Genomic DNA, 24046 nt, shown 5'->3' on the forward strand with positions numbered 1-24046 from the left:
ATTATACCTCCGGTGCCGTCGGAAATTCTTTGCCGACTTTATTTGCCGTAGCACCTAACACTTCACGTTGTTTCACCATCAATTCATCAGTAGCGTCCTCTGCCAAGTCGAGCAATGCATCGAGTTCATTCCGATTAAATGTACCATGTTCACCGGTCCCCTGTACCTCTACCAGATTACCGGAGCCGGTGCGCACCACATTCATATCTACTATCGCAGCGCTATCTTCTTCGTAGCAAAGATCTGTAATAGGACCGTCAGGGCCGATTCCCACGGAAATCGCCGTACAGAAGTCGGTAATCGGGAACTTTCCTGCACCGCCGAAGGTGAAATCCACCGCATCAACGAGCGCCACGAATGCACCGGTAATAGATGCGGTGCGGGTGCCCCCATCCGCCTGGATTACATCGCAATCGACGGTTATGGACCGTTCTCCGAGAGCGTTAAGATCCACGACGGCTCGCAATGCACGCCCTATAAGTCGTTGAATTTCAACGGTGCGCCCCGTCTGTTTCCCCTTTGCCGCCTCACGGCTGACCCGCGTCTGGGTGGAGCGAGGTAACAGAGAATATTCCGCCGTCACCCAGCCTTGACCTGTCCCTTTCAGCCAACGCGGTACGGAGTCCTCAACGGTAGCCGTGCAAATAACCTTCGTCTTGCCGCACTCGATTAATACGGACCCTTCTGCATATTCCGTAAAATGCCGTGTAATCTTGATAGGTCGTAACTGACCCGCTGTTCTATTATCGCTGCGCATAGGAACCTCACCATTCTAAAATTATACAGATAGAACGCCCCTTTCACAAAGGGGCGCCGTTAGCTTTATTATAGCATATTTTTTCTATTTTACATCACAGAGGATGTTTATTCCTCAGTACTTTCGAGCAATCATAATTCATATTGCCCCATGCCTAAAGGATCCACAACGACATAACGGTCGGCACCGCCTTCTGTTTTGGCGCGTTTCGCCTCCGTTACCGCATCATACCTCGTGTCATCATCAGCCTGCCAAGGGATAAACATGGCATATACACTTTGCGGGCCGTACGGTCCATATTGACCACGTGATAATATACTGTGCCATCCTACCTTATCCTTATACATACGCACCTTTTCGAGACGTTCCTCCTGGACCCCCGTTTCATCGTAGTAAATATTGCGATGATCGGACCATATGGGACCTGATCCTAAACGCTCCGCCTCAGCCATATCATATCGATTCGCCCACTGGATCTTCCATTTCGATATGAGATCATCAATATATTCTGTAACATCCTTTGACTGTTTATAACGCACAGGGTCAAATGCGGGTTCAATAACCTTGCTGTAATCCAGCCCCGCCATAGATAAAATGATACCCGTATTGACATACGGCAACGCTTCCTGCACCGAATAACCGCCTTCGAGAACGGCTATATCCGCCTGCAATAGATCTACCAGCTCCGCATACCCCTTTGCGGTCACCTGCATATTCGCCAACGGATCGCTGAAATGATTATCCTGTCCCGCAGAATTGATGACGATATCCGGCTTGAAATCCTCCAAGATAGGCAATACCAATTCCCGCATCACCGTTAGCAGACCTTCATCACCCGTGCCCGGCGGCAACGGAATATCTATATTCCCACCAACGGCTTGAGGTCCGCCAAACTCATTCATAAAACCCGTTCCGGGATATAATGTCCGCCCATCCTGATGAAAGCTGATATACAACGTATCAGGGTCATGATAGAACACATCCTGCGTCCCGTCACCGTGATGAACGTCCGTATCCACCACGGCAATCCGCTTGATTCCATATTGTTGACGCATATGCTGAATCATGACGGCTTCAATATTAATGGTACAAAAACCACGAATACCGTGAACCATGGACATCGCATGATGCCCCGGAGGCCGCACAAGGGCAAATGCACGATCCACCTCACCGGATAATACGGCATCTGCCGCTGCAATAGCACCTCCGGCTGACACCCGATGTGCTTCCGTCACCCAGGAAGCCAGGTCAGGAGCCCCTACATGAACGCGTTCAATCGTATCCCAATCGGCTACGATAGGATTGTATTCACGAATATTAGAGAGATCCAGCAAGCCCTCCTCTACGATCTGGTCTCGCGTATAAAGCAGGCGTTCCTGCCGTTCCGGATGAGTTTCGGAAATCTTCCAGTCAAAGGCCGGGAAAAATACGAGTCCTAATGTCTGACAGCCTTCTACCGGCTCGGCAGGTTTCATACCGGCTTGTAGCTGACCTGCATTCTCTATAGTATTTGGATTTACATCCAGGTTTTTATCATTTATAGAATGCCCTATAGAGGTCAATCCATGACGATTACGATATGATAATCCTTTATTCCACATGATGTTTCACCCCCGCTTCAAGTTGTACTTTCACCATAATCAAACGCTCCAGCGATTGCCAGCCCTCTACTACAGGGAAATCCTCCAGGCTGATGACCTCCACATCCTGATGATGATTAAGTCCCAACCGATCCGCCTCAGCACACAATAAAGATGTAGCGTAATGGACTACATCATCGCCACGCCGCAGCGTGCAATTCGCTTCCTTGATGCCCAGTTCGGGAACAACGAGCATACGACGCTTCGTATCGACGTGAACGGTAATCTCGATGGTCGATAAAGCCACGGCCGCACCGATGGCATTGGCAACGGCCGCATTATCCGGAATGGTAACCGGCAGTTTCAGATATGTTCCTATACTGTCACCTAAACTCGATGCCGTCCCTCCTACTACCACAAGCTGAGCCGGTTTAAATACATCGGGATTTACGATATCCGCCACCACGTAAACGGGACGTTTATTTTCCGCCGCCACAACGTCTTCGATACCACATTGAATAGTCTGAAGTGCGGTATGTATAATTTTTTGAGCTAATTCCTCTACCGGACAGGAACTATCTAAGGCAAGTATTGACTCTTCGGCCAACTTCATATCACCATATCGGGCAAAGCCCAACACGATAAGAGCATCCCCCAAGGTCGGTGTTTCACCGCCGAGCGCCGCCGACGGACCGACGCGTTCAGGGCCTACGGTTAAAACTCCATCCTCAATGCGCACCGCGGACTCGCCGCCGATACCGACAGAGGTTACCGCAAAGGACCGAACGGCACTCGGGTATTCACGGATGGAGACACCATTCTTCGTCATGAGAGGGCGGCCCTGTTTCCACAAGGATATATCCGTCGTAGTGCCTCCAATATCTAAGGCCACCGTATGACTGTCTCCAACCGCTTTCAAAGCATACAATCCCAATACTGTCGCGGCCGGACCCGTGAAAACAGTTTCAACAGGACGTGACTTCATATGTGCAATCGGCAAAGAGCCGCCATCCGCCTTAAGAATATAAAGCGGAGCTGTAATATTACGTTTTCGTAAAGCTTCCTCGACACTCATTTTAAATGATGTAAATACGGGGGTAACCGCACTATTAAAATAAGCACTGATCGTACGCCGCGGAAAATTTAAAGATCCGCTGAGACTGCTCCCCGTCGAAATTACATCGTAATATGGTTTCAGCTGATTCGCCACGGATAGTTCCTCTTGCGGATTACGAACACCGAACTTTGCCGATACCGCCGCCAGATTATGTTTATGTCGATTAGCGGAAATATCCGCTACGGATGTTTCCACTACAATACCGCGGTGGTCCGTATAGCCTTTTATATATTGTGGTTGTACGGGAAAGCTATGGTCCACGTTCATCCCGGGCCCCGTAATAACATATAAATCTACAGGCGCCTCCTTATGTTCCACAATGGTATTGGTCACAACGGTCGTAGACAGGGTAACCTGCTCGATAGATTTCGTTAAATTATCAGCTTCGCCGGTCTTAGCAGCATGAGTACGCAATGACTGTAACACCGCATCAAGAGCTGCACCGATACCGTCCATGAGATTATCCTTTGTTGTACGCGCCTTTGCCGATGCAATCACGCGATGTCCTTCAATGATGACCGCATCCGTAAAAGTGCCGCCCACATCCAATCCTAATAGCATAAAACCTCCTATACCGATCAGATCGCTAGAAAACAAACAATCGGTTAATCAGAAAATCAATCGAAACACAATGGAAAAAGGCTGTACTCATCTCTATGAGACGAGTACAGCCTTCTGTTATTTCGCAGATACAGATGCGTAATTCTTGATGATAACAATCGGAGTCATTTGACTGTCATTACCGAACGGATTATCAATCAAAAGCTTTGCAATTTTACCGGCGTCAACGCCGCTGCTCGTACCGAGTACGGCGGAGCGCTTCAAGTCGTTAACATCCGCCACAACGGCACCGTAACAACCGGTACGGGACACGATTTTCTCCGCTACCTTATCCGGATTTTTCGGACCGTATACGATATGTTTATCGAATGGCGGCATAGTGCCCGTTACGTCGTCGGCAAGAGCCGCCGCACGGGAAATTGAATAAAACACGCCATTTTTTCTAAATATTTTTGCAATGGCGCCAAGGATAAAGGCACCCAAAACTTTCCATTTACCATCAATTTCCATAGCCGCCTGCATGCCGTAAACGGAGCTCATGGACCCCTCTGCAGGTACAAAGCGATTGATGAGACGAGCCTGCCAGGACGGCGTTAACTCTTCCGGACGGGTGAAATGTCCCTGCGTAATAGCCACAACGGATTCCGCTACGCACACGATATCCTCAGGTCCTATATTATGTCCGCCGTATTCAACAATGGCATCTACGATGTCATCATTATCTGTCAGTATACGCGTAGGAACCGTAACCAATTCTAACTCTGCCATAGCTGCCTCCTTAATGCCCTGATGCGGCTTCTAATTCTTCCGGTGTCAATCGTACACGATCTTTTGCAATATGCCAGTCTTCACGACCGACCACCTGGTATACGATATCGATATTCATGTAAGGGAAACCGATAAGAGCGTCCCGAATATTGCCATTCTTGGCTTTCAATGTTACATATAGGCGAATCGTACCGCCCTTACGTGGTTCGATGATAACGGATTCAAAGTAACCGTCGTTACGGGGACGACTCATATCCATCGTCCAGGACTCTACTTTCACCGCATCAAACTGTTCCTCCGGCAAGAGATGACGAGGGAATAAATCCATTATAGTACCGTTCTGACGCCCCTTATTTACAAACGGAATATCACAGAACAGTGTAATGCTATCAAATGTCATATCCAACAATTGAAAGTTCGTTTTCCGTTTCGGCAACAACACAATATGCTCATCGCCTTGTTTAAAGACAAATAAACGAAATAATAAGTACAGCACCGCAATAATTACGATAATGGCAACTACTGCAGTTAGGATATTATATAACCACATAAGGGCATCTCCTTTACAATGTAATATACTCTATAGTTCTGCGACTTGCATCAAGAAAGGATGCGCTTAGCGTATCACCTAAAACGATATCCTTTGTAAAATACAAATTCACGGAGCCCGATGTTTTCTGCGGATTGAACAAATCATTTCCGGATAATGTACGCCTCACAAGTTCACTTGTTTCAAAAGCGGGATCGATAAAACGAATCCGCCCCTCCGTCAGTTCCTCCAACAGAGGCTGTACAAACGGGAAATGGGTACATCCGAGGACTACCACATCAATTTCTCGCGATAAAAGAGGCTCTAAATATTCACTACATACATCGCGCACAAACTGATCATCTAAATGGCCCTGCTCGATCAATCCCGCCAGCTCGGGACAAGGTTGTTCCCAAACGAGGACCTCATGATCCACCTCAAGGGCTACATGTTTGTGAATATGACTGTTTACAGTCGCCACCGTAGCCATGATGCCGATAGTATTGCTCTTGCTGGCGGCGATAGCGCTCTTCACCCCTTGAGATACGCCGATAACCGGCACGGACACGCGCGCACGCACCGCATCCAAAGCCACCACCGTAAATGTGTTACAGGCGATAACGATCAGCTTCACAGGCTGATTTTCTAACGCATTCGCAATGCGACATGCCAACGCAGTGATTTCATCATCACTGCGATTTCCCACAGGATTATTCGCATTATCACCGATATAAACAAAATCTTCGTTAGGAAACTGTTCTTGTAATACCTTTAATACGGATAAACCGCCGACCCCGGAATCAAAGACGCCGATGGGTAATTGTTGTCGATTACTCATGATGCATCTCCTCGACAGCTGCTAACATAGGTTGATAAAAATTATCCTCCAGACGTACAATCTTGCCCGTCGATTTCGACATGAACGCATTCTTCGTTTCGCCCGTCGCAAGCAACGCACCGTCAGAGGCACGACGCATGCGATAGCGGAAAACCATCTGTGCACGAGTCATCTTGACCAGGTAGGTCTCAATATGAATTTCATCATCAAATCTGGCCGGCTCTTTATAATCGCAGGATACAGTCATAATAGGAAACACGATATCCCGATTCATCATATCCCACAATGTCACCCCGATATGACGAAGAAACTCGATGCGGGCCAGCTCAAACCATCTGAAATGATTACTATGATGTGCAATCCCCATCATATCGGTTTCATAAAAACGTACATGTATTGAAGCAATATACATAAATCTTTCCTTCTTAAACAGAATACAAATTTCATTGTATATCTATTGCTATAGGGTGTCAAATAAATAGAGGCAGTTCAATCACAACAGGATTAAACTGCCTTAATTGGTGAAAGTTTACCCATTGCCACCAAAAGGGAAAAATTTCTTTGCTTGTTGCTGATGACTGGTCTTGATATATCGGTTGGCAACCTTATACGCAATCCCGAGTACAGCCATATCATCTAGCCATCCCAAAACGGCAATCGTATCGGGAACTATATCAATGGGCAACACAAGATAACCCAGGGCACCGGCAATAACGGCTTTCACATATTTCGGCGTATCCTCGTCCCGCAAACAGAAAAACAAGGTCACCGCTTGTTGTACAAAGGCAAGTTTCTTACCGTATCGCCCGAGAAAGGCGACGAATCTGGATTCACTGAAAAACTTACCGTATTTAATGATTTTTAATGGATTCATCACATTAATCCTTCAATGCTTATCTGCGAAATTCGTCAAACTTGGCCCTCGTAGTTTCCTTTACCGTAGAAATCGCCTGTCCCGCAGATTCTTTAGCAGTGCCTACAACGTTCGTAGCCGTAGCTTTCGCATTCTCTACAGCCACTTGAGCCGAAGCCTTTGCTACCTCCACGCCGCCTTTAGCTAATTCCTTAGCAGTCTCAAAGCCGTCCTTCGCCGATTCGTATTTTTCCTTCGCCGCATCGGATACCTTTGCCACAACTTCAGCGGCATTATCATGGAGTTGATACTTCGTTTCGTTATTCCACTTTTCAATAGCCGGGCTTACCTTATCATCATAGACCTGTTTCAAAGTTTCCTTTGACAATCCTGTTTCATTGGCAATACCTGCCCACACGTCGCGTTGACCTTGCGTAAAAGGAATGCTGGTCGCAGCATCGCGGGCAATTTCGGAGGCCATCGCTTTGCCGTTTTCAAGAAATTCCGCAACCATAGGTTTGTAGCGTTCAATATCGGAAGGCATACCGTCCTGAATCCAGATATGTGCAACCTTGCCGATTGCATACGTCAATCCGATAGCCACAGGTATGCGGACAGCTTTCACAGGAATCACTAAGGATATAGCGGCAGTCGCTACAGCCGTACTCAAACCACCCACAAAGCCTACAACGGCACCGGTTTGTAATTCCACATCATATAAATGGGCAATGCGCGTTACCATATATGTTGCATTAGCACATAGCGCAACATTACTGAATTTTGGAGATAAAGCCAATGCTGCCGCACGCCCTGCCCCCCAGAAAATAAATTGTTCAACTTGATAATCACGATCTTGAGAACCGTCCATAAGAGGCTCAAGTGTTACGCCATTATATTCCGCCATAATTATTCTCCTTTGTTGTGTACCAACTATAGGTCATATTATTAGTATTATTATACCATTCTATGTGTAGAAGTGAAATGAAATTTTATGTTTACCCCGTAAATGGTTCATATCGAAAAGCATCATTATGAGGGCTGTCTTTACCAACTTGTGAGACCGCCGTCTATGGTCCACGCCGCACCGGTTACGAACGAAGCTTTACGGCTCAATAAGAATGCGATAACTTCACCGATTTCATGTGGTTTGCCGATGCGTCCCAACGGATAATGCTGTCCCATTTCCGCCTTTGCGGTCGCCATATCCTGATGAGCATGAGCTATTTGTTTATCCACCAATGAGGTATCTACATCGCCGGGACACACGCAGTTGACCCGCACCCCATGAGGCGCCATTTCCAAAGACAGCGATTTAGTAAAACTGACCACGGCCCCCTTCGATGCGCCGTATACGGAGCATGCCACATTTCCTTGAAGCCCCGCATCGCTGGCCACCGTTACGATACTGCCCTTCGCTGATCGTAAATAAGGCAATGAAGCCTGGCATAAGAATACGGTGCCCTTCACATTGGTGCCGAACATCTCGTCAAAGGCGGCTTCCGTCACATCCGCCAAAAGTTCTTCTTCATAATAACCCGCCGCAGTCACGAGGGCCGAAATACCGCCGAAAAAATTTACCGTTTCCTTTACAATACGCTGACAATCTTCTATTTTCGATACATCACCCTGCACAAAGCGAACTTTTGACGAAAAGCGGCGCAATTTCATTTTCGCCTTCTGACCCTCCCGTTCATTGCGGCCGTTAATAGCTACACACCAGCCGTCCTTCAACAACAGTTCCGCCGTAGCAAACCCGATGCCCGACGTACCACCGCTGATCAATGCCACCTGCACATCACTTTTATGAGGCATACCTAGCCCTCCTATAAGTTCGTAATATAATCAAACACCAATTTTATGAGCATGACAGTCGTTACCGACAAAAACACGACACGCACCAGAGACGAGCCTTTCATGATGGCCAGCTGCGACCCTATATACGCACCGATCACCTGACCGACGGCCGCCGCCAAACCATAATAAACTTGTACATGCCCAAGATAAAAAAACACGATAAGCGATGCTAAATTACTGGTAAAATTTAAAATCTTCGCATTCGCCGAAGCGTGAAGAAAATCAAAGCCCGTAAAAATAAAACCCATGATGAGAAATGTTCCGGTCCCCGGTCCGATAAATCCATCATACATACCGATGCCAAGGGCGAAGGCCATGCAAATATATAAAGCCCGTCCTATCACTTGCGATGTACGATTCACCTCGCCCCAGTCCCTTTTAAACACCACGAACAGCGTCACCCCTACAAGAAGTGCGATGATAATGGGTTTTACATAGAGCGGCGGCAACGATACCACCGCAACGGTACCGACCATGGAACCTATAAAGGTAAACGGTAAAAGTTTACGAACCAGGCTGAAGTCGACCATGCCGTTGCGCAAGAACGTAATGGATGCGCTGCCGGCGCCAAAAATACTGGATAGTTTATTACTGCCGAGAGCCACGCTGGGCGGCAGGTTCGTAAGCAGCATAGCCGGCACGGAAATGAGCCCGCCACCGCCGACAATGGAGTCCACAAATCCCGCGAAAGCGCCTGCCACACAGAGCAGCATAAGCACTAACACATCGTAAGGTAATCCCGTTATTCCTATTAGCCAATCCATAGATTTCCTCTTTTCACATAGTACAGCAACGGTCGCCGAAGGCCACCGTTGTCATGCTTTATGTATTTGATTGTACGCCGAGTCGATCTAAAGCCAATGTGTATCCATCGGCACCATATACCAAACATCGTTTTACACGGCTGATTGTAGCCGTACTGGCTCCGGTTTCCTCTACAATTGTTTCATAGCTGTCACCGGAACGCAACATTTTAGCCACTTGTAAGCGTTGAGATAATGCCTTGAGTTCGTTGACCGTGCAAATATCCTCAAAAAACGCATAACATTCTTCAATATTTTTCAAGGTCAGGATAGCGGTGAATAATTCATCATTTTGTAGGCTTCTTAATTTCTCATTTATGCTCATAAGTACCTCCTATTTCTTATTCATCGCTTTAGATAGACCGTCACCGATCATCTGAATTACCTGCACGAGAATAACCAAAATAATGATAGTCGCAATCATGATATCCGCCTGAAAACGTTGATAGCCGTACCGGATGGCAATATCACCGAGGCCGCCGCCGCCGATAGCGCCGGCCATCGCCGAATAGCCGATGAGGTTCACGATAAGAACCGTCACATTGTCGATAATAGTCGGCAAGGCTTCCGGCAACAATACCTTCCAGATAATCTGAACCGGACTGGCCCCCATCGATTGTGCCGCCTCGATAACACCGAAGTTAATATCCTTAATCGATGTTTCCACAAGACGTGCCAGGAACGGGATAGCCGCCAAGGTCAACGGCACACAGGCCGCCGTCGTACCGATAGAGGTACCCGCCACCATACGTGTAAACGGGATAATGGCAACCATCAAAATAATGAACGGTACGGAACGAACCGCATTGATTACGGCCCCCAACACCTTATTCAAAGCGGCATTTTCGAGAATATGTCCCTTTGAAGTAACGACGAGAATAACACCTAACGGAATTCCCAGTAACATCGCCATCACCGTAGAGACAACGGTCATCTGCAATGTATCCAAGGTACCGGTTATGAGTAGATTAATGACTTGCTCTGACATAACCGATCACCTCGCTTTCAATTGGCAATGTTTTGATATACTCAAGCCCTTCCTGCGCTCTTTCAGGGTCACCGTTCAATATGACGATAAGACGCCCTACGCTCGTATCCTGAATGTAGTCGATGCCACCGAAGAGAATACTTACATCTAAATCGAACCGTCTTACGAGTCCCGCCACGACAGGTTCATCTGTAGCTTGCCCCGTAAATTTAAGGCGTACCAGTGGTGCCGTTCCGCCAACCCATTGATCATGCAGTTCCAGATGCGCAAGTGCTTCAGGAGGCAGATTATCACTCACGACGGAGCTGATAAAGTCCTTCGTCGTATTCTCGCGAGGATGCGTGAATACCTCAAGGGTACTGCCTTCTTCGAGGATTACGCCCCCTTCAATGACCGCCACACGGTCACAGATTTCGCGTATGACATGCATTTCATGGGTGATGAGGACGATAGTAAGTCCCATCTTCTCATTGATATTCTTCAGTAATTTTAAAATGGAGTCCGTCGTCTGCGGATCGAGCGCTGATGTCGCTTCATCGCAAAGGAGAACCTTCGGATTGGACGCCAATGCACGGGCGATGCCGACACGCTGCTTCTGACCGCCTGATAATTGAGACGGGTAATTATTCATACGTTCCGTAAGGCCAACGATGTCGAGGATCGGCATGATACGTTCCTTGATTTCCGATTTGTTCATGCCTTGCAGTTCCAATGGGAACGCTACATTATCGTATACGGTACGGGATGACAACAGATTAAAATGTTGGAAAATCATGCCGATTTGCTTACGCGCCTTACGTAAATCGGATTTTCCAAGCTTCGTTAAATCAGTTCCGTTTACGATAACGGAACCGGATGTAGGCGCTTCGAGCATATTAATACAGCGAATCAATGTGGACTTGCCCGCACCGGATTGACCGATAATGCCGAAGATTTCACCTTCCTTAACGGTAAGGTTGATGTCCTTCAAGGCCTCCACACGATTAGCGCCTTCATAGACTTTACTAATGTGTTGTAATTCTATCAAAATACTATCCTTTCTTATGAAAGTAAATACTAAACTAATTTAACCTGACCACAGATTATCGCAACAGGGTACACCAATAACATTACATTATATTCAGTAATGCCGGAAAACCAGATATCTGTTTATATAGCGGATACTAAGGCCCCCATCAAGGGAGGCCTTCTTCCATCAACTTCTGTAATGCTTCTCGAAGCCGTAGTGTGACGGTCCCCGGTTTACCACCGGATACAGGATTGCGATCCAGTTTGATGATTGGAATAACGCCGCCAATCGTATCGGTAAAGAATAATTCATCCGCATCGTCCACGAAAGCGCGGTCAAATTCCTTTTCAATAAGTGTAATACCTAATGACGGTGCAACACGGGTCAGAATCATTTGACGTGTAATGCCCTTCAAGATGTGATTATCCGCCGGATGCGTGTACAAGATGCCGTCTTTTACGGCAAATACATTCGACGTCGCACCTTCCGTACAAATATCGTCGCGAAATAAAATCGCCGTATAGGCAAATTTCTTTTCCGCCTTTGTTTGAGCTAAAATATTCGGAATCAGGTTGGTCGTCTTAATATCCACATGCCCCCACCGTTCATCCGGTAAGGCAATCGCCTTTACACCTTCCCCTAATTTATTAACCGCTTCCATGTCGAGAATGCGGATGGACATGAGCATCTGCGGCTCCAACTTAGAGCGATCATAGGCATGATGACGCGGTGCTACGCCACGAGAAATCTGCAAATAAATATACCCGTCCCTGATCTCGCTTTGTTCAATCAGTATTTCATGCAACTCCGTCAAATCATCAGGTGTCATTTTAACAGGAATATCCATTTCACGCATGGACCGATACAGGCGATCCTGGTGATACGATAAGGCAAAGCATCGACCATTTACAACACGTACCACTTCATACACGGAGTCGCCGAACAGATATCCCCGGTCATCAATGCTGACTACCTTGGCGCCTGGTTCGACGAATTCGCCGTTAAAATATGTTAATTCTTGCATAGGAGCACCTCTTTTTCTATATCGTTACTCTATTTCTAATAGCAATCATCATGAATTTATTATATCATAATTGCTTTTAAATTTTCACACTTTACTTTGTGAAAGATAGTATTTTCCCATAAAAAAATCCGCCGGCATAGCATAGCAAAAAACTATGCCCCGGCGGATAATTATCGGCCCAACACAAAACGCTGCACCTGTTTAGGCAACTGATCCAGCGCAAGGGTCATCAGATACGACAAACCTAACGCCATGATATACATGGCGATAACGTGTATAACCGTATATGTTAAATTATATTTTGCCATCAGACCGGACAGGATGAGCAGCCAAAACGGATGAACCAGATACACACCGTAGGATGTATCCCCGATTTGAGACCAGAAAGCCTCCATGGTCGCGTTGAGCGGTACCGTCTGAAACAATAACAAGCTGAACAAGGTACCGAGCCCCGTATAGAGAACCCCCATCGGGCTCATTTGATGTACCGTATAAATCGCTTCGAGTACGGTGTAATGCCATACATCCATCACATAGTAGTAGGCGCCCAGCATGAGCAATGCCGAACCCACCGCACCGACGGCCAACGCATAGCGATAACGCCACATATACTCACGCACCGCATCATATCGCTCGGCACAAACGGCACCCAAAAGAAAAATCCAAACATAGTGAATCACCCAGTAATTGAGGCGCATATCAAAAAGATATTTTATAGCCGGCCGGTCACCGAAATGTTGTGTCACCCACGCCCCGAGCATATAGGAGGATACATAATCGATACCCCCCTGCAGCACCAAAAGAACCGACAGCCACAGCACGGGCCGTTTCAATATGACTTTCACCATGGCGCGCCATAGCGGCATCATCACATAGAACCACAAAAGGATGACCATAAAATACAGATGGTACATGGATGTGCCGAACAGCATATTCACGGCCAGCGGTCCCGGATGCAGATTCGCGAAATTATGAGATGTCGCCGCTGTATAAAGCAGATAAAACAGCGACCACACAATATATGGAAATAGCACCACCTGGATGCGGCGGTGCATAAATTCCTTATATGAGAATGGTCCCTCTACCGAGGTGTGATAAAACAGACCGAAGGCAGAAAGAAAAAAGAACGCAGGAACTCCGAAGCGCGACAGAATTTCCAACACGCTGATGAGCTGTAAATTTACAAAGGGATTTTGCAATGCATAGGACCCTACGTGAATGCCGATAACACCGAGCATGCAGAGTCCTCGCATATAGGTAATTTCCGGTAAAAACGCCTTTTTCATAACCATGCTCGTTTCATTAATGTCCCGGTGCAGCGGCCGGTGTCGGCACAAGACGAGGGCCTTGAGAAGTCGTAGCCGGTTGTGTTACCACATTCGAAGGCGCTGTTTCTGTTTTTTGTTGAGTTTGTTGTGTCGGTTGTGCAGATTGAGCCGGTTGCGGAGCTTGTCCATTTTGACCGGCCGCTTTTGCCTTAGCCTCTGCTTCGGCCTTGGCCTTCGCTTCCGCTTCGCGTTTTAGACGCAATTCTTTTTCAAGAGGCACTACCGGTTTATCATAAACGGTGATGTCCGTTTCAAATAAACGACCCCATGGGAATGTGGCCTTCACCGTACGAGGATTTACCTTAAGGTATTTTTCAGCGAAATCCTGAATGCGTTCGCCGAGATAGCTTTCAAGACGTTCATTGAGCTCGCCCGAATAGCGGACGTTATCCGTGCGGATAGAATCCTGCATACGATAAATATCCTTACGGATATTCGCCTGATAAGCCCAGTTATCCAGGTACTGTTGCGTCAACATGTTGCGATGGCTTTCAGGACTCATAGTTTTGAGCAGCAAGCCTTGCGCAATCGCATAACCTACCGTATTACTTGCCGTATTCCAGCCGTTATAGGCACCGATTTTATAAAGCATATCGCGTTTATACATAGCGGATACCAATGTATTATCCGCACCATTATTATAGGCAATGTCCGCAACACTCACATTGACACCGGAATCAACCGCCTGTTGAATGCGATCTACAAAGGCATTGGTGGATTTAGAGATCATCGGGAAGTTTTCAAAATTTTCAGATTCCCCCGTACTTGTCGTAAGAGGTGTATTCACAGCCAATAAAACCGTCGGCTTTCCTTGCGTTACCATCGTACCGCCTACAGCCTGCACGTGTTCCGCAATCGTCTTATCGACGGTCTGATCTTCGTATCCAGGCAGGGTCTTACCGGCGCCGCCGAGAGGATAAATCACGGAGAAAGTCGGTTTTTCCGCACTTTCATCGGTGCGGGAACGCGCCATCAACAACAAGCCGAGTTGATCGGCCCCGGGGAAGCTGCCATATTTTTCAACAGGAATATCCTTTGAGTAGGAATTCAGATAGCGACCTTCCAACGCTGACTGGGATAATTGAGATGTATCATCATGGCCCAATGCGAAATAATCGAATACGCCGCTGCGGGTTTCATCGATTAAGCCCTTATTGACCTTCATGTTCTTCTGACGGCGTTCAAACCAGTCCTGCAGATATTCCACAGGTACGGAAGCCTGAAGGCTCATCAATTTCTGCGTTTCCTCCTGCGTCAAGGAACCTGCATCCATCTTGTCCTGCAATGCGGCAATCTGGAAAATAGTCGGACCGTATTCGGCATAGTATGCCGGCTCCGTACCGCCACCGCTGGCACGAGGGGAACGCATTACCGTACCGAAACCGTAAATGCGCACATTTCTATGACGCGCCTTTAGGCCTTCGATTCGTTTCAACCGATTTTGCAATACGCTGAGAGGAATATTATGCTTACGAGAATCAACAAGACCGCCGTAAATAAGGGAGTCCGTACTCAATACCATAACATCTGCACGACCGGCATTCTGTTCGACCCAGTCCCAGATTTTATCCGCCTGACCTTGGTAGGTCTTGCCGGAAATCAGATTCTGAGGTGGTGTCAACACGGTCATCCCCGCTTCACGCGCCGTATCCACGGTGTACTGTAAACTTACAGGACGATCATCTTGCGGTACATACAAAACGGTTTCCGCATCAACATAGATGGACGTACCTGTAGCAATAGCTGTTGCCATGAGGGCTACTTTCAACCACTTATTAGTCATATATAAACTCCTTCTCCATAGGCGGGCCAATATAACCCGCAGAAATAACTGCTTTATGATACCTTTAATTTCTGACAGTTTTATGAAATCCTTATTACTACGATTATAGCACTTACCGAACCTTTGGCAAACTCCACCGATATTTGATGGCCAACAGACGTATAATGAGAACGATACTGAAAGCTCCATACACGGCCTGTCCTACCCAGCCGTACAAGACCATAACGTAATAGACGATACCGCCGATGATGCTGGGCAAGGCGTATACATCTTCTTTCAGAACCGACGGAATGCGCTGCGCCAGCATATCCCGAATGATGCCGCCTCCGACGGCGGTTATCGTCCCGAGAAGAACGATAAAAATCGGTAAGTCCGGATACAACGTATATCCCGCAGATGCGCCGGTCACCGTAAAGGATGCCAGCCCCACCGCATCGGCAAACAGATAACTGGCCCGACTGCGAGGCCCCATCACCTGACGTCGATATCGGCTGCTGTAGATGATAAATACGATAATCGTCACCGCGATGACCACCGTTACATACACGATATTCCGCAAGGAATTCGGCGGAAAATAACCGAGCAATACATCTCGGACAATACCGCCCCCGATGGCCGTCGCCAGAGCGAGAACGGACATGCCGAAGATATCCATTTTCCGCGCCACCCCCACAAGGGCGCCGGATACGGCAAACGCAATCGTCCCGATCATATCAAATATATACCATATAATATCCATAATTCCCCCCACACAATCTATTCGCATAACTCTTCACACTATGATAGACTTTATGTAGAATATTATACATGAAGAGGTACGGTCATGACAAAAGATGAACAATATATGCAAGAGGCACTCGTTGAAGCCCGTAAGGCCTATGAATTGGGCGAGATTCCCATCGGGGCGATCTTGGTGCACGACGATACGATTATTTCCCGCCATCACAACCGTCGCGAACTGGATCATGATGCGACGGCTCATGCGGAAATTCTCGTCATTCGCGAGGCCTGTGAAAGCCTGCAGCGTTGGCGGTTGACTGGATGTACCCTGTATGTTACGATAGAGCCGTGTCCGATGTGCGCCGGCGCCATCATCAACAGTCGTATCGACAGGGTTGTATATGGTGCGAGCGATTACAAAGGAGGCGCGGTAGAATCACTATTCAATGTGCTGTCTCATCCCGGATTAAACCACGAGCCGGAACTCACGGCCGGTGTCCTCGGCGATGAATGTAGCCAAATTATGAAAGATTTCTTCAAAGAGCGCCGTAAAGCACGGAGGAGTACCCAAGAGGCTGAAGGGTCCGCACTCGAAATGCGGTAGGTCGGGCAACCGGCGCGGGGGTTCAAATCCCTCCTCCTCTGCCATATAACATGCACAGAGCGCTAACATAAGTTAGCGCTTTTTTAGTAATATGTTTATACTTCAAGGGAAGTGAAGTCGATGCAGAAATTCTATCCTTATCTGATTACCGTGAGCCACATGATTAACGATTCGTGCCAGAGCGTGTTGCCCGCCTTATTACCGTTATTTATTTTCACTTACGGACTCACATTGGAACAGGCGGGTTTCCTCATTTTAGCCAACACCGCCCTATCGTCTCTGTTACAACCCTTATTGGGTTACATTTCCGACAAGATCCATCAACCTCGCCTCATCGCATTAGGCGTATTGCTGTCCGCCTGCAGCATAGGTGTAATGGGTATTGTAACGTCCTATGAAAGCCTTCTTATCTGCGCCACATCAGCAGGTATCGGCTCCTCCATCTTTCATCCGGAAGGCGCCAAAATCATGAACCGCCTCGGCGGCGGCAAAAAAGGTAAGGCCATGGGAACCTTCGCCATCGGCGGCAGCTCGGGCTTTGCCTTCGGGCCTCTTTTTGCGGGGGCCGTCGCTTATACCGTAGGACCTCACGGATTGTTAGCTTTCACCGTCGTCGGGATTATCGTTTCAGTCATTCTATGCATCCTCATGCCGCGCATCGAAGCCCATGCGAATACAATTGAACAGACCGTCATAACCAGGAATCATACGGTCCCGGCCGTTCCGCTCAAAAATTACTGGATGTATTTCGGCATTCTGTTTATCATCATCCTGTCTCAATCCATTAACTTCCGCGTTATTAACGCATTCATTCCTGTGTTCTGGACACGGGAACTGGGAACGAGCCCCGAACAGGGCAGCTTTGCCCTCACCGTATTCTTCAGCATCGGTATCTTTATGACCTATATCGGAGGTCTGCTCGGCGACAAATACGGACCGATTAAAATCATCCGTCTATCCCTCCTACTCTGGCTGCCGTCCATGTTTCTGTTACCGCAAGTGCCGGAATTTTCCGCCACCATTATGTTGCCCCTGGGCTATCTTCTGCTAATTATTATCGGTGCAGCCAAGGCGCTCAGCTACAGTCCCGTCATCGTGCTGGGGCAAACCTATTTAGCTAAAAGCATCGGCTTTGCCGCAGGCGTCACCCTCGGGGTGAGCCAAACAATCGGAGGCATCATCGCACCTGTTGTAGGTAACATCGCTGATACATACTCCTTGCCGGTGGCGATGATGACACTGGTACCTTTTCTTCTCGTAGGATTGATAGCATCACTATTCTTAAAAGATCCGAAGAAATTGGGATTATAAAAAAACGTTGATATAAGTAAATTGACATACTAAAAAGCAGTTACTTCCAATTGGAAATAACTGCTTATCAAAAGGAGTGCACATTTGGAAGATACGATTTTGGAAAAATATGAAACAGGAAATTTTTCCAGTATATATGTGGGATCCAAGCCAACTGTCAAATTGGTTATGCTTAGATTGGAAAACTTTATATTGTATTATCTAAGAGGTCCGGGAGGAATAGATTATAGCTCCAATATTCTTACTATTAATTCATATGCTCGTGAAATTTTTTATATAGAACAAACTGATGTCGACAAATTCGAAAACTGGACAGTATATTATGACGATGAAAACGACTGTATCGCGATAAGACATTGCTATTGGGACAAAGCCTTAGATCGGAACATGATAATGGCGGACGAGAAATTAAGAGCTGATGTCAGGGATAACGGTATTGTCGGTGCAATTCCACATATTAATAACGAAACAGTCATCGACGTAAACGAAACTAGTAAAAGTAAACTTTTAAATACAATTAAAGGCCTTGATAATGTAATATCGGAAATGACGATAAAAAACCTTTGTAATAATTTAGATTATCACAAAGGGGATTACAAAATCTCCAGATCCTATGATTTAGACGTGCGATTAGAAACTATTATTAACGACGAGCAAATCAAAATATATTCAAAAATACACGACCTGACTAATCTAATATCAGATATCATATCACAACCGATGGATACGTCATCAGAATATAAAATCTCCTTTGACTATCAACTGTCACCTATTGATGTACTAAAAAATACCTTTGCAATCAAAAAATAACAAAAGAATAAAACTATTGATAAAAATGCACCCGTTTAATAGCGGGTGCATTTTCATCATTTAGTGATGTATTATTTTCTATTTGATATCGATAGCTGTGTATTAGTATCCATACTTTCTTAATGTTTCAGCATTTCATTGAGTATAACCACATCGGTTTCTTTCATGCCTTGTGCCACAACGCCGATGCTGCGGATGGTTTCATCCACGGAGTACGCCACGAGGCCGTCGCCTTTTTCGTAGTTTTTATTGAGACGGGCCTGTTTATATCCCATAAAAGCGCCATCCAAAGAGATTGCAATTTTACCGGCACAGGATGGTTTAGCACCGTCACAGACGATACCGGACAGGCTCGCCAGACCGTTCACGAGGGTATTTCCGATAATCTCTTTACTTTCACCCTTCAGAAAGGCTATCCCGGCAACACTGACGACACCGGCGGCTACAACGCCGCAGTACGCGGATAATTTACCGATACCGGTTTTGACGTACAGCGTCAAAAGATTGGCAAAGACGAGAGCCCGATACAGTTCTTCATCCGTTTTGCGCAATTCTTCAGCAGTGGTGATGATCGGTACCGACACCGTCAAGCCCTGATTGCCCGATCCGGAGCAGATAACAACGGGTAGCGGGCATCCGCTCATACGCGCATCGGAACCGGCCGCAGCACGGGCCTTACACTTAGTTTCAAGGGATGGATTCTCCTCATCAAGCAATAAGATTTGTCCGATGTTAGCACCGTAAGAGTTCTTAAGGCCTTCATCCGCAATAGCCGAATTATAAGATATCTGCTGTCGGATTTGAGGAATAATTTCGGAAATATCGCCTGTTTTGGCAAATTCATAAATACTGTCAAAATCCATAGAGCAGGTATCCGACTTATTTTTACTTTCACCGGCATGCTCGGAGATAACCTCACCGTCAAGCGCCAGATATGTCACATTGGTATGGTCATTTTCGATACGTATTACAGCCGTATGATCATCGCTTTCAGCAACGATCTCGATATACAGATTATCTACGCCCTCGGCCAGTTCTACGGTACAGAATTCGGATTCCGTCAACGTGCCGAGCCGTTTGCGATCTTCATCTGTAGCCGCCCCCAACACCTCGAGTTCACGTTCCGGATGTCCTACAACAGCACCTAGAACGATAGCGGTAATAAGCCCCTTTCGCCCACCGGAATTGGGAATGACTACAGATTTTACATTTTTAATGATATTTGCACTACAGCGTGCATGGATACGATTAGGAAATTCAGGTAAAACAGAGGCGACCTTTGCCGCCCCGTAGGCGAGCGCAATCGGCTCAGTACAACCGAATGCAGGTCGCATCTCTGCCTGCAACAACGAAACAAAATCCATATTAGACTTCCGCAATAATTTCCACCTCTACGGAAACACCCAACGGAAGATCTTTTACGGCTACACAGGAACGAGCCGGTTTAGATGTGAAATACTTGGCATATACTTCGTTAAACGCCTTAAAATCACCGATATCCGCCAAGAAGCACGTGGTTTTTACAACTTTAGAGAAATCCGTGCCGGCCTCAGTCAATACGGCTTCGATATTTTTACATACCTGTTCAGTTTGTTCCTGAATGCCGCCGTCTACAACAGTTGCCGTAGCCGGATTGATCGGTACTTGTCCGGAGGCGAACAAAAAGCCTCCCGATACCTTTGCCTGGGAATACGGTCCTACTGCTGCCGGTGCTTTGTCTGTGTGAATTGTGTTCATAATCAATCTCCTTTTCTGAAAATAAATACAATATAATTTGGTCTTGCCCACAAAATGCCATTATTACACTTCACGGTAATACTTATACATCATAATTTTTTATGATGTATGATTTGTGAAAGCAACGAACCATTATAAACTATTTAATAGACTTAAAAGCCTTATCAAAAATCGGACTGAAATAATCGCGTTGTACATCGCTTGTAAGGCCGATATACAATGTCGGTTTTCCCGGTTTCATCACGAGAGCCGCTTTCGCATAATACGGTGCCTGCCAACCGCTACTATTCAGCAACAGACGGGAACCCACCGTATACGTCTGATATTTCGTAGAATCCAATCGTTTCATCGGCTCCGTGTCCTCTACCGTAAGTGTAGCTTGTGATTTAGGGGTAACGCTAACCTTTTTAGGATCGCGACCGGATACGTTAATCGATTCATTTAAAGGTATTACCGTAGTTTGTTTCGGCAATACATTATTCACAGATGTCAACATGAGCTGTTCCATCGCCGGATCTAATTTACCTTGGTCTAACATACCCATAACCACCGCCATATTCGGATTCATGGAACGGCCTTTATTCATTTCCTCAGCCATGGTCTTAACATCGACAGCGACCATAAAGGCATCCTTTTGACCGGTCTTATCATTTCCTTGTAATTGGTATGCATCATAGTTTACACCCAGATTCTGCAAAAAGTTCACCACTGACTGTTCCGGAGATACCAGCATAGCATTCGTTTTATTTGCAGACGTATTTAATGCCTTTTGAGCCTCTGTCAATGCATAATTACGGGTATTCGTCTGAGATGCGGTCACCATCGTTACGTCATTAGGTACCGTCATCGTTCCCGCCAATGTATGTACATCCTTTGCCATGCCTATAGCCGTCAAAGTCCCCATTAAGCAAGCGGTACATGCTAATACTTTCAAAGATTTCATATTATTTGCCTCCCTTAAGAGATTGTGTCTGATAGATATGATTTAATTCGTTAGCCCAGTAGTCATGACTGGAGTCCTCAGATAACAGGAACTGAACGGAAACGCCCTTGTCTGTCGGCACCGCATAACCGATGAGTGAGAACGGCGATTTGAATCCGTCATAGCCAAGTGAACCGCGAAGATCGCTTTTTACAGCCGTACCGTAGCGAGTTTGAACCGGCTCGTAGGCCATATGCGTTGCATCCACCTTCAGCTGTTTAATGCCGAATGTAGTCCAGTTGATCAGTTCCTGCTTTTCGGAATCTTTCATCTTCTTATCGGCTAAAACAGCTTGGCTGAAAGATTGAATCAACTGTTCCGGCAACTTAGCATTAAATTCCAGCATTTTCTTTGCCAGTTTTTTCCCATCCAAGGATTCCCCCTTAACGGTTTGCAGCTTATTTTCAGCGGTAGCTTTAGAGTACATAGAAATTTCTTTTGACAATGGATGCTTACTATTTGCTTTTATCTTATCCGCATCGGAGCCTTTTTCTAAAACCGTTTTTTCTATGGCTATCGCCCCGTCAATGATGGATTTTGAATAATCTATCGTCATATAATATGCCGTATGATGACCTTTTGCATCGGCCCCCTGTAACTGATATATAGAATATCCGTCTACAATATTCCCTTCAAGTTGAGGTAGCTGCACCGAATATTGATTTTGCATAAGTGCGTTCACCTGAGCACGGGCATTATCATTTGCCTGACGAATCAGTTTATTCTGCTCCGCTGTGCGCATACTTGGATCAGACGGAATATTCACCAACTTCACCGCTTTCACGGATGTCGAAGTATTCCCTTGCAGTCCGTAACCCATATCAACCGTATCGGCACAGGCAACAGCGCCCATTCCAACAGTCAGACAGGTAGCACAAGCCAATGTTATTAGTTTTTTATTGAGAGCTTTCATAAGACACCTCACTGATTAACAATCCCAAAACAGTATTATAGATTGTAAAAGTTTCTATAACACGTATATTTATTATTATACTATAACTCTCGTCACTACTGTATATATTATTTTCGTTACTGTACGCTATAATTTACAACCCGCCCGTTCTGCTATACAATACATAGAGACAGAAAGGAGTACACATGTTGTGTACATAAACCATATGATACAAGAATTAATCCCTCTCACCCGGCCCCGCACATTGGCGGCGGCCCTCGGCCCCGTTCTACTAGGGGCATCCTTCAGCTATTATGCATTTGGCGCCGCACACGGTACGGCTCTTGCCGTATTCCATACGATACTCATATTCCTCGCCGTCGTATCCGCGCAAATCATCGCGAATATGTGGAATGAATATGCAGATTTTAAAAGCGGTCTCGATCACGGCCAGAAGGTCGGCAATGCAGGATCCATTACACGTGGAGCCATAAGCCCTACGCTCATCATGCGCCTCATTAAGACGGTAATGATTGTTCCCATCGTCGTCGGCCTCTATTTATCGGCCACGATTACATGGTATTATTTACCGGTCGGCATGGTGTGCATCTTAATCAGTTTCCTCTATTCAGGAGGGCCCAAACCGATTTCACGTACGCCCTTCGGCGAATTATCCTCCGGCATCGCCATGGGTCTTGCCATCGTACTCATCACAGGCTATGCATGGACCCGCGAGTTATCGTGGGCGCTGCTCATCCCCGGCATTCCCTCTACGCTGCTCGTCGGTTCCATCATGTTGACCAATAATATTCGGGATATAAAAAATGATGAAAGTCACGGACGTCATACATTACCGATTGTACTGGGTCGTGACAAAGCGCTGCATCTCATGAGTATCTGCTATATTTTTAATTTTCTGTGGATTATCGCATGGATTATCGTAGGACACATGACATGGTTTTCCCTCTTAGCTCTTTTAGCGGCACCGTTAGCATTTAAAACAGTGTATACCTTAGACACATATGTAGACGAGTTCCAATTAGACAAAGCCATGGGGACTACGGCCGGAGCCGCCATGATTTACCAGATTATGTGGTCTCTGGGGCTGATTATAGGAAAATAACTTTCACGTTCCTCATACTATAGCTTTAAGTTATGCATAACTCATACTAATACCTTCTTGCGGACTAGGAAATAA

Annotated in this window: 26 protein-coding genes and 1 tRNA gene; 5 read left to right on the forward strand and 22 right to left on the reverse strand. The window is 46.5% G+C overall.

Annotation, left to right across the window (positions count from 1 at the left end; all coding sequences use genetic code 11):
- Position 1: 1 nt before the first annotated feature.
- The 18 genes from rph to HMPREF1521_RS08050 all read right to left on the reverse strand — a co-directional run bounded on the left by rph (position 2) and on the right by HMPREF1521_RS08050 (position 16531).
- On the reverse strand, positions 2-757 hold the full coding sequence (rph, locus tag HMPREF1521_RS07965; RefSeq protein WP_038117929.1) for a ribonuclease PH: 756 nt from the start codon (positions 755-757) through the stop codon (positions 2-4).
- Positions 758-888: 131 nt separating this feature from the next.
- Entirely contained in the window at positions 889-2358 is a 1470-nt protein-coding gene (locus tag HMPREF1521_RS07970; RefSeq protein ID WP_051435779.1) for a histone deacetylase, read from the reverse strand.
- Positions 2348-4015, reverse strand: a complete 1668-nt coding sequence (locus HMPREF1521_RS07975) for a hydantoinase/oxoprolinase family protein (RefSeq protein ID WP_038117931.1) — start codon at positions 4013-4015, stop codon at positions 2348-2350. Before HMPREF1521_RS07975 ends, HMPREF1521_RS07970 begins: the two co-directional genes overlap by 11 nt.
- A 117-nt stretch (positions 4016-4132) precedes the next feature.
- Positions 4133-4783, reverse strand: a complete 651-nt coding sequence (locus HMPREF1521_RS07980; RefSeq protein ID WP_038117934.1) for a coenzyme F420-0:L-glutamate ligase — start codon at positions 4781-4783, stop codon at positions 4133-4135.
- Positions 4784-4793: 10 nt separating this feature from the next.
- On the reverse strand, positions 4794-5333 hold the full coding sequence (locus tag HMPREF1521_RS07985; RefSeq protein ID WP_038117935.1) for a hypothetical protein: 540 nt from the start codon (positions 5331-5333) through the stop codon (positions 4794-4796).
- Between the two features lie 13 nt (positions 5334-5346).
- A complete protein-coding gene (gene murI / locus HMPREF1521_RS07990) occupies positions 5347-6150 on the reverse strand; it encodes a glutamate racemase (RefSeq protein WP_038117937.1) in 804 nt (267 codons plus the stop codon).
- A complete protein-coding gene (locus HMPREF1521_RS07995) occupies positions 6143-6562 on the reverse strand; it encodes a thioesterase family protein (RefSeq protein ID WP_038117941.1) in 420 nt (139 codons plus the stop codon). The genes murI and HMPREF1521_RS07995 overlap by 8 nt, the downstream gene beginning before the upstream one ends.
- Before the next feature lie 117 nt (positions 6563-6679).
- On the reverse strand, positions 6680-7024 hold the full coding sequence (locus HMPREF1521_RS08000; RefSeq protein WP_038117943.1) for a YkvA family protein: 345 nt from the start codon (positions 7022-7024) through the stop codon (positions 6680-6682).
- A gap of 19 nt (positions 7025-7043) precedes the next feature.
- On the reverse strand, positions 7044-7907 hold the full coding sequence (locus tag HMPREF1521_RS08005; protein WP_038117945.1) for a hypothetical protein: 864 nt from the start codon (positions 7905-7907) through the stop codon (positions 7044-7046).
- Positions 7908-8047: 140 nt separating this feature from the next.
- Positions 8048-8815 (reverse strand): SDR family NAD(P)-dependent oxidoreductase, encoded by a 768-nt coding sequence (locus HMPREF1521_RS08010; protein WP_038117948.1) that lies wholly within the window; start codon positions 8813-8815, stop codon positions 8048-8050.
- An 11-nt stretch (positions 8816-8826) separates the two neighbouring features.
- Complete coding sequence (locus HMPREF1521_RS08015; protein WP_038117951.1) at positions 8827-9621, reverse strand: TSUP family transporter; 795 nt, start codon at positions 9619-9621, stop codon at positions 8827-8829.
- 58 nt (positions 9622-9679) lie between these two features.
- Positions 9680-9985: a YerC/YecD family TrpR-related protein gene (locus HMPREF1521_RS08020; protein ID WP_038117953.1), complete on the reverse strand. Its 306-nt coding sequence runs from the start codon at positions 9983-9985 to the stop codon at positions 9680-9682.
- Between the two features lie 9 nt (positions 9986-9994).
- Positions 9995-10648 (reverse strand): methionine ABC transporter permease, encoded by a 654-nt coding sequence (locus HMPREF1521_RS08025; protein WP_038117956.1) that lies wholly within the window; start codon positions 10646-10648, stop codon positions 9995-9997.
- Positions 10629-11675: a methionine ABC transporter ATP-binding protein gene (locus tag HMPREF1521_RS08030; protein ID WP_038117959.1), complete on the reverse strand. Its 1047-nt coding sequence runs from the start codon at positions 11673-11675 to the stop codon at positions 10629-10631. Before HMPREF1521_RS08030 ends, HMPREF1521_RS08025 begins: the two co-directional genes overlap by 20 nt.
- Positions 11676-11823: 148 nt before the next feature.
- Positions 11824-12681 carry an aminotransferase class IV gene (locus HMPREF1521_RS08035; RefSeq protein ID WP_038117960.1) on the reverse strand — a complete coding sequence of 286 codons (858 nt, stop codon included), beginning with the start codon at positions 12679-12681 and terminating at the stop codon, positions 11824-11826.
- A 170-nt stretch (positions 12682-12851) separates the two neighbouring features.
- Positions 12852-13973, reverse strand: coding sequence for an acyltransferase (locus HMPREF1521_RS08040; protein WP_084214642.1), 1122 nt, complete (start codon positions 13971-13973; stop codon positions 12852-12854).
- Between the two features lie 10 nt (positions 13974-13983).
- Entirely contained in the window at positions 13984-15792 is a 1809-nt protein-coding gene (locus HMPREF1521_RS08045) for a DUF4127 family protein (protein ID WP_038117963.1), read from the reverse strand.
- 112 nt (positions 15793-15904) lie between these two features.
- Complete coding sequence (locus tag HMPREF1521_RS08050; protein ID WP_038117966.1) at positions 15905-16531, reverse strand: trimeric intracellular cation channel family protein; 627 nt, start codon at positions 16529-16531, stop codon at positions 15905-15907.
- A gap of 84 nt (positions 16532-16615) precedes the next feature.
- On the opposite strand from HMPREF1521_RS08050, the gene tadA reads away from it, so the two are divergent.
- From tadA to HMPREF1521_RS08065, 4 genes are all read left to right on the forward strand, one after another.
- Positions 16616-17116, forward strand: coding sequence for a tRNA adenosine(34) deaminase TadA (gene tadA / locus HMPREF1521_RS08920; protein ID WP_071991537.1), 501 nt, complete (start codon positions 16616-16618; stop codon positions 17114-17116).
- Positions 17070-17160, forward strand: a tRNA-Ser gene (locus HMPREF1521_RS08055). Before tadA ends, HMPREF1521_RS08055 begins: the two co-directional genes overlap by 47 nt.
- A 76-nt stretch (positions 17161-17236) precedes the next feature.
- Entirely contained in the window at positions 17237-18427 is a 1191-nt protein-coding gene (locus HMPREF1521_RS08060) for an MFS transporter (protein ID WP_038117969.1), read from the forward strand.
- Between the two features lie 84 nt (positions 18428-18511).
- Complete coding sequence (locus tag HMPREF1521_RS08065) at positions 18512-19237, forward strand: hypothetical protein (protein WP_038117972.1); 726 nt, start codon at positions 18512-18514, stop codon at positions 19235-19237.
- A gap of 119 nt (positions 19238-19356) precedes the next feature.
- Here the strand turns inward: HMPREF1521_RS08065 and HMPREF1521_RS08070 are convergent, their stop codons facing one another.
- From HMPREF1521_RS08070 to HMPREF1521_RS08085, 4 genes are all read right to left on the reverse strand, one after another.
- A complete protein-coding gene (locus HMPREF1521_RS08070; protein WP_038117973.1) occupies positions 19357-20601 on the reverse strand; it encodes a serine dehydratase subunit alpha family protein in 1245 nt (414 codons plus the stop codon).
- A 1-nt stretch (position 20602) separates the two neighbouring features.
- Positions 20603-20974 (reverse strand): RidA family protein, encoded by a 372-nt coding sequence (locus HMPREF1521_RS08075; protein WP_038117975.1) that lies wholly within the window; start codon positions 20972-20974, stop codon positions 20603-20605.
- 139 nt (positions 20975-21113) lie between these two features.
- Positions 21114-21917: a hypothetical protein gene (locus HMPREF1521_RS08080; protein ID WP_038117977.1), complete on the reverse strand. Its 804-nt coding sequence runs from the start codon at positions 21915-21917 to the stop codon at positions 21114-21116.
- A 1-nt stretch (position 21918) separates the two neighbouring features.
- Positions 21919-22869, reverse strand: a complete 951-nt coding sequence (locus tag HMPREF1521_RS08085) for a hypothetical protein (protein WP_038117980.1) — start codon at positions 22867-22869, stop codon at positions 21919-21921.
- A 205-nt stretch (positions 22870-23074) separates the two neighbouring features.
- Here HMPREF1521_RS08085 and menA point away from each other — a divergent pair, with 205 nt between their 5' ends.
- Entirely contained in the window at positions 23075-23971 is an 897-nt protein-coding gene (gene menA, locus HMPREF1521_RS08090; protein ID WP_038117984.1) for a 1,4-dihydroxy-2-naphthoate octaprenyltransferase, read from the forward strand.
- Positions 23972-24046 lie beyond the last annotated feature (75 nt).

This window comes from Veillonella sp. AS16, from assembly GCF_000517785.1.
GTDB lineage: Bacteria > Bacillota > Negativicutes > Veillonellales > Veillonellaceae > Veillonella > Veillonella denticariosi.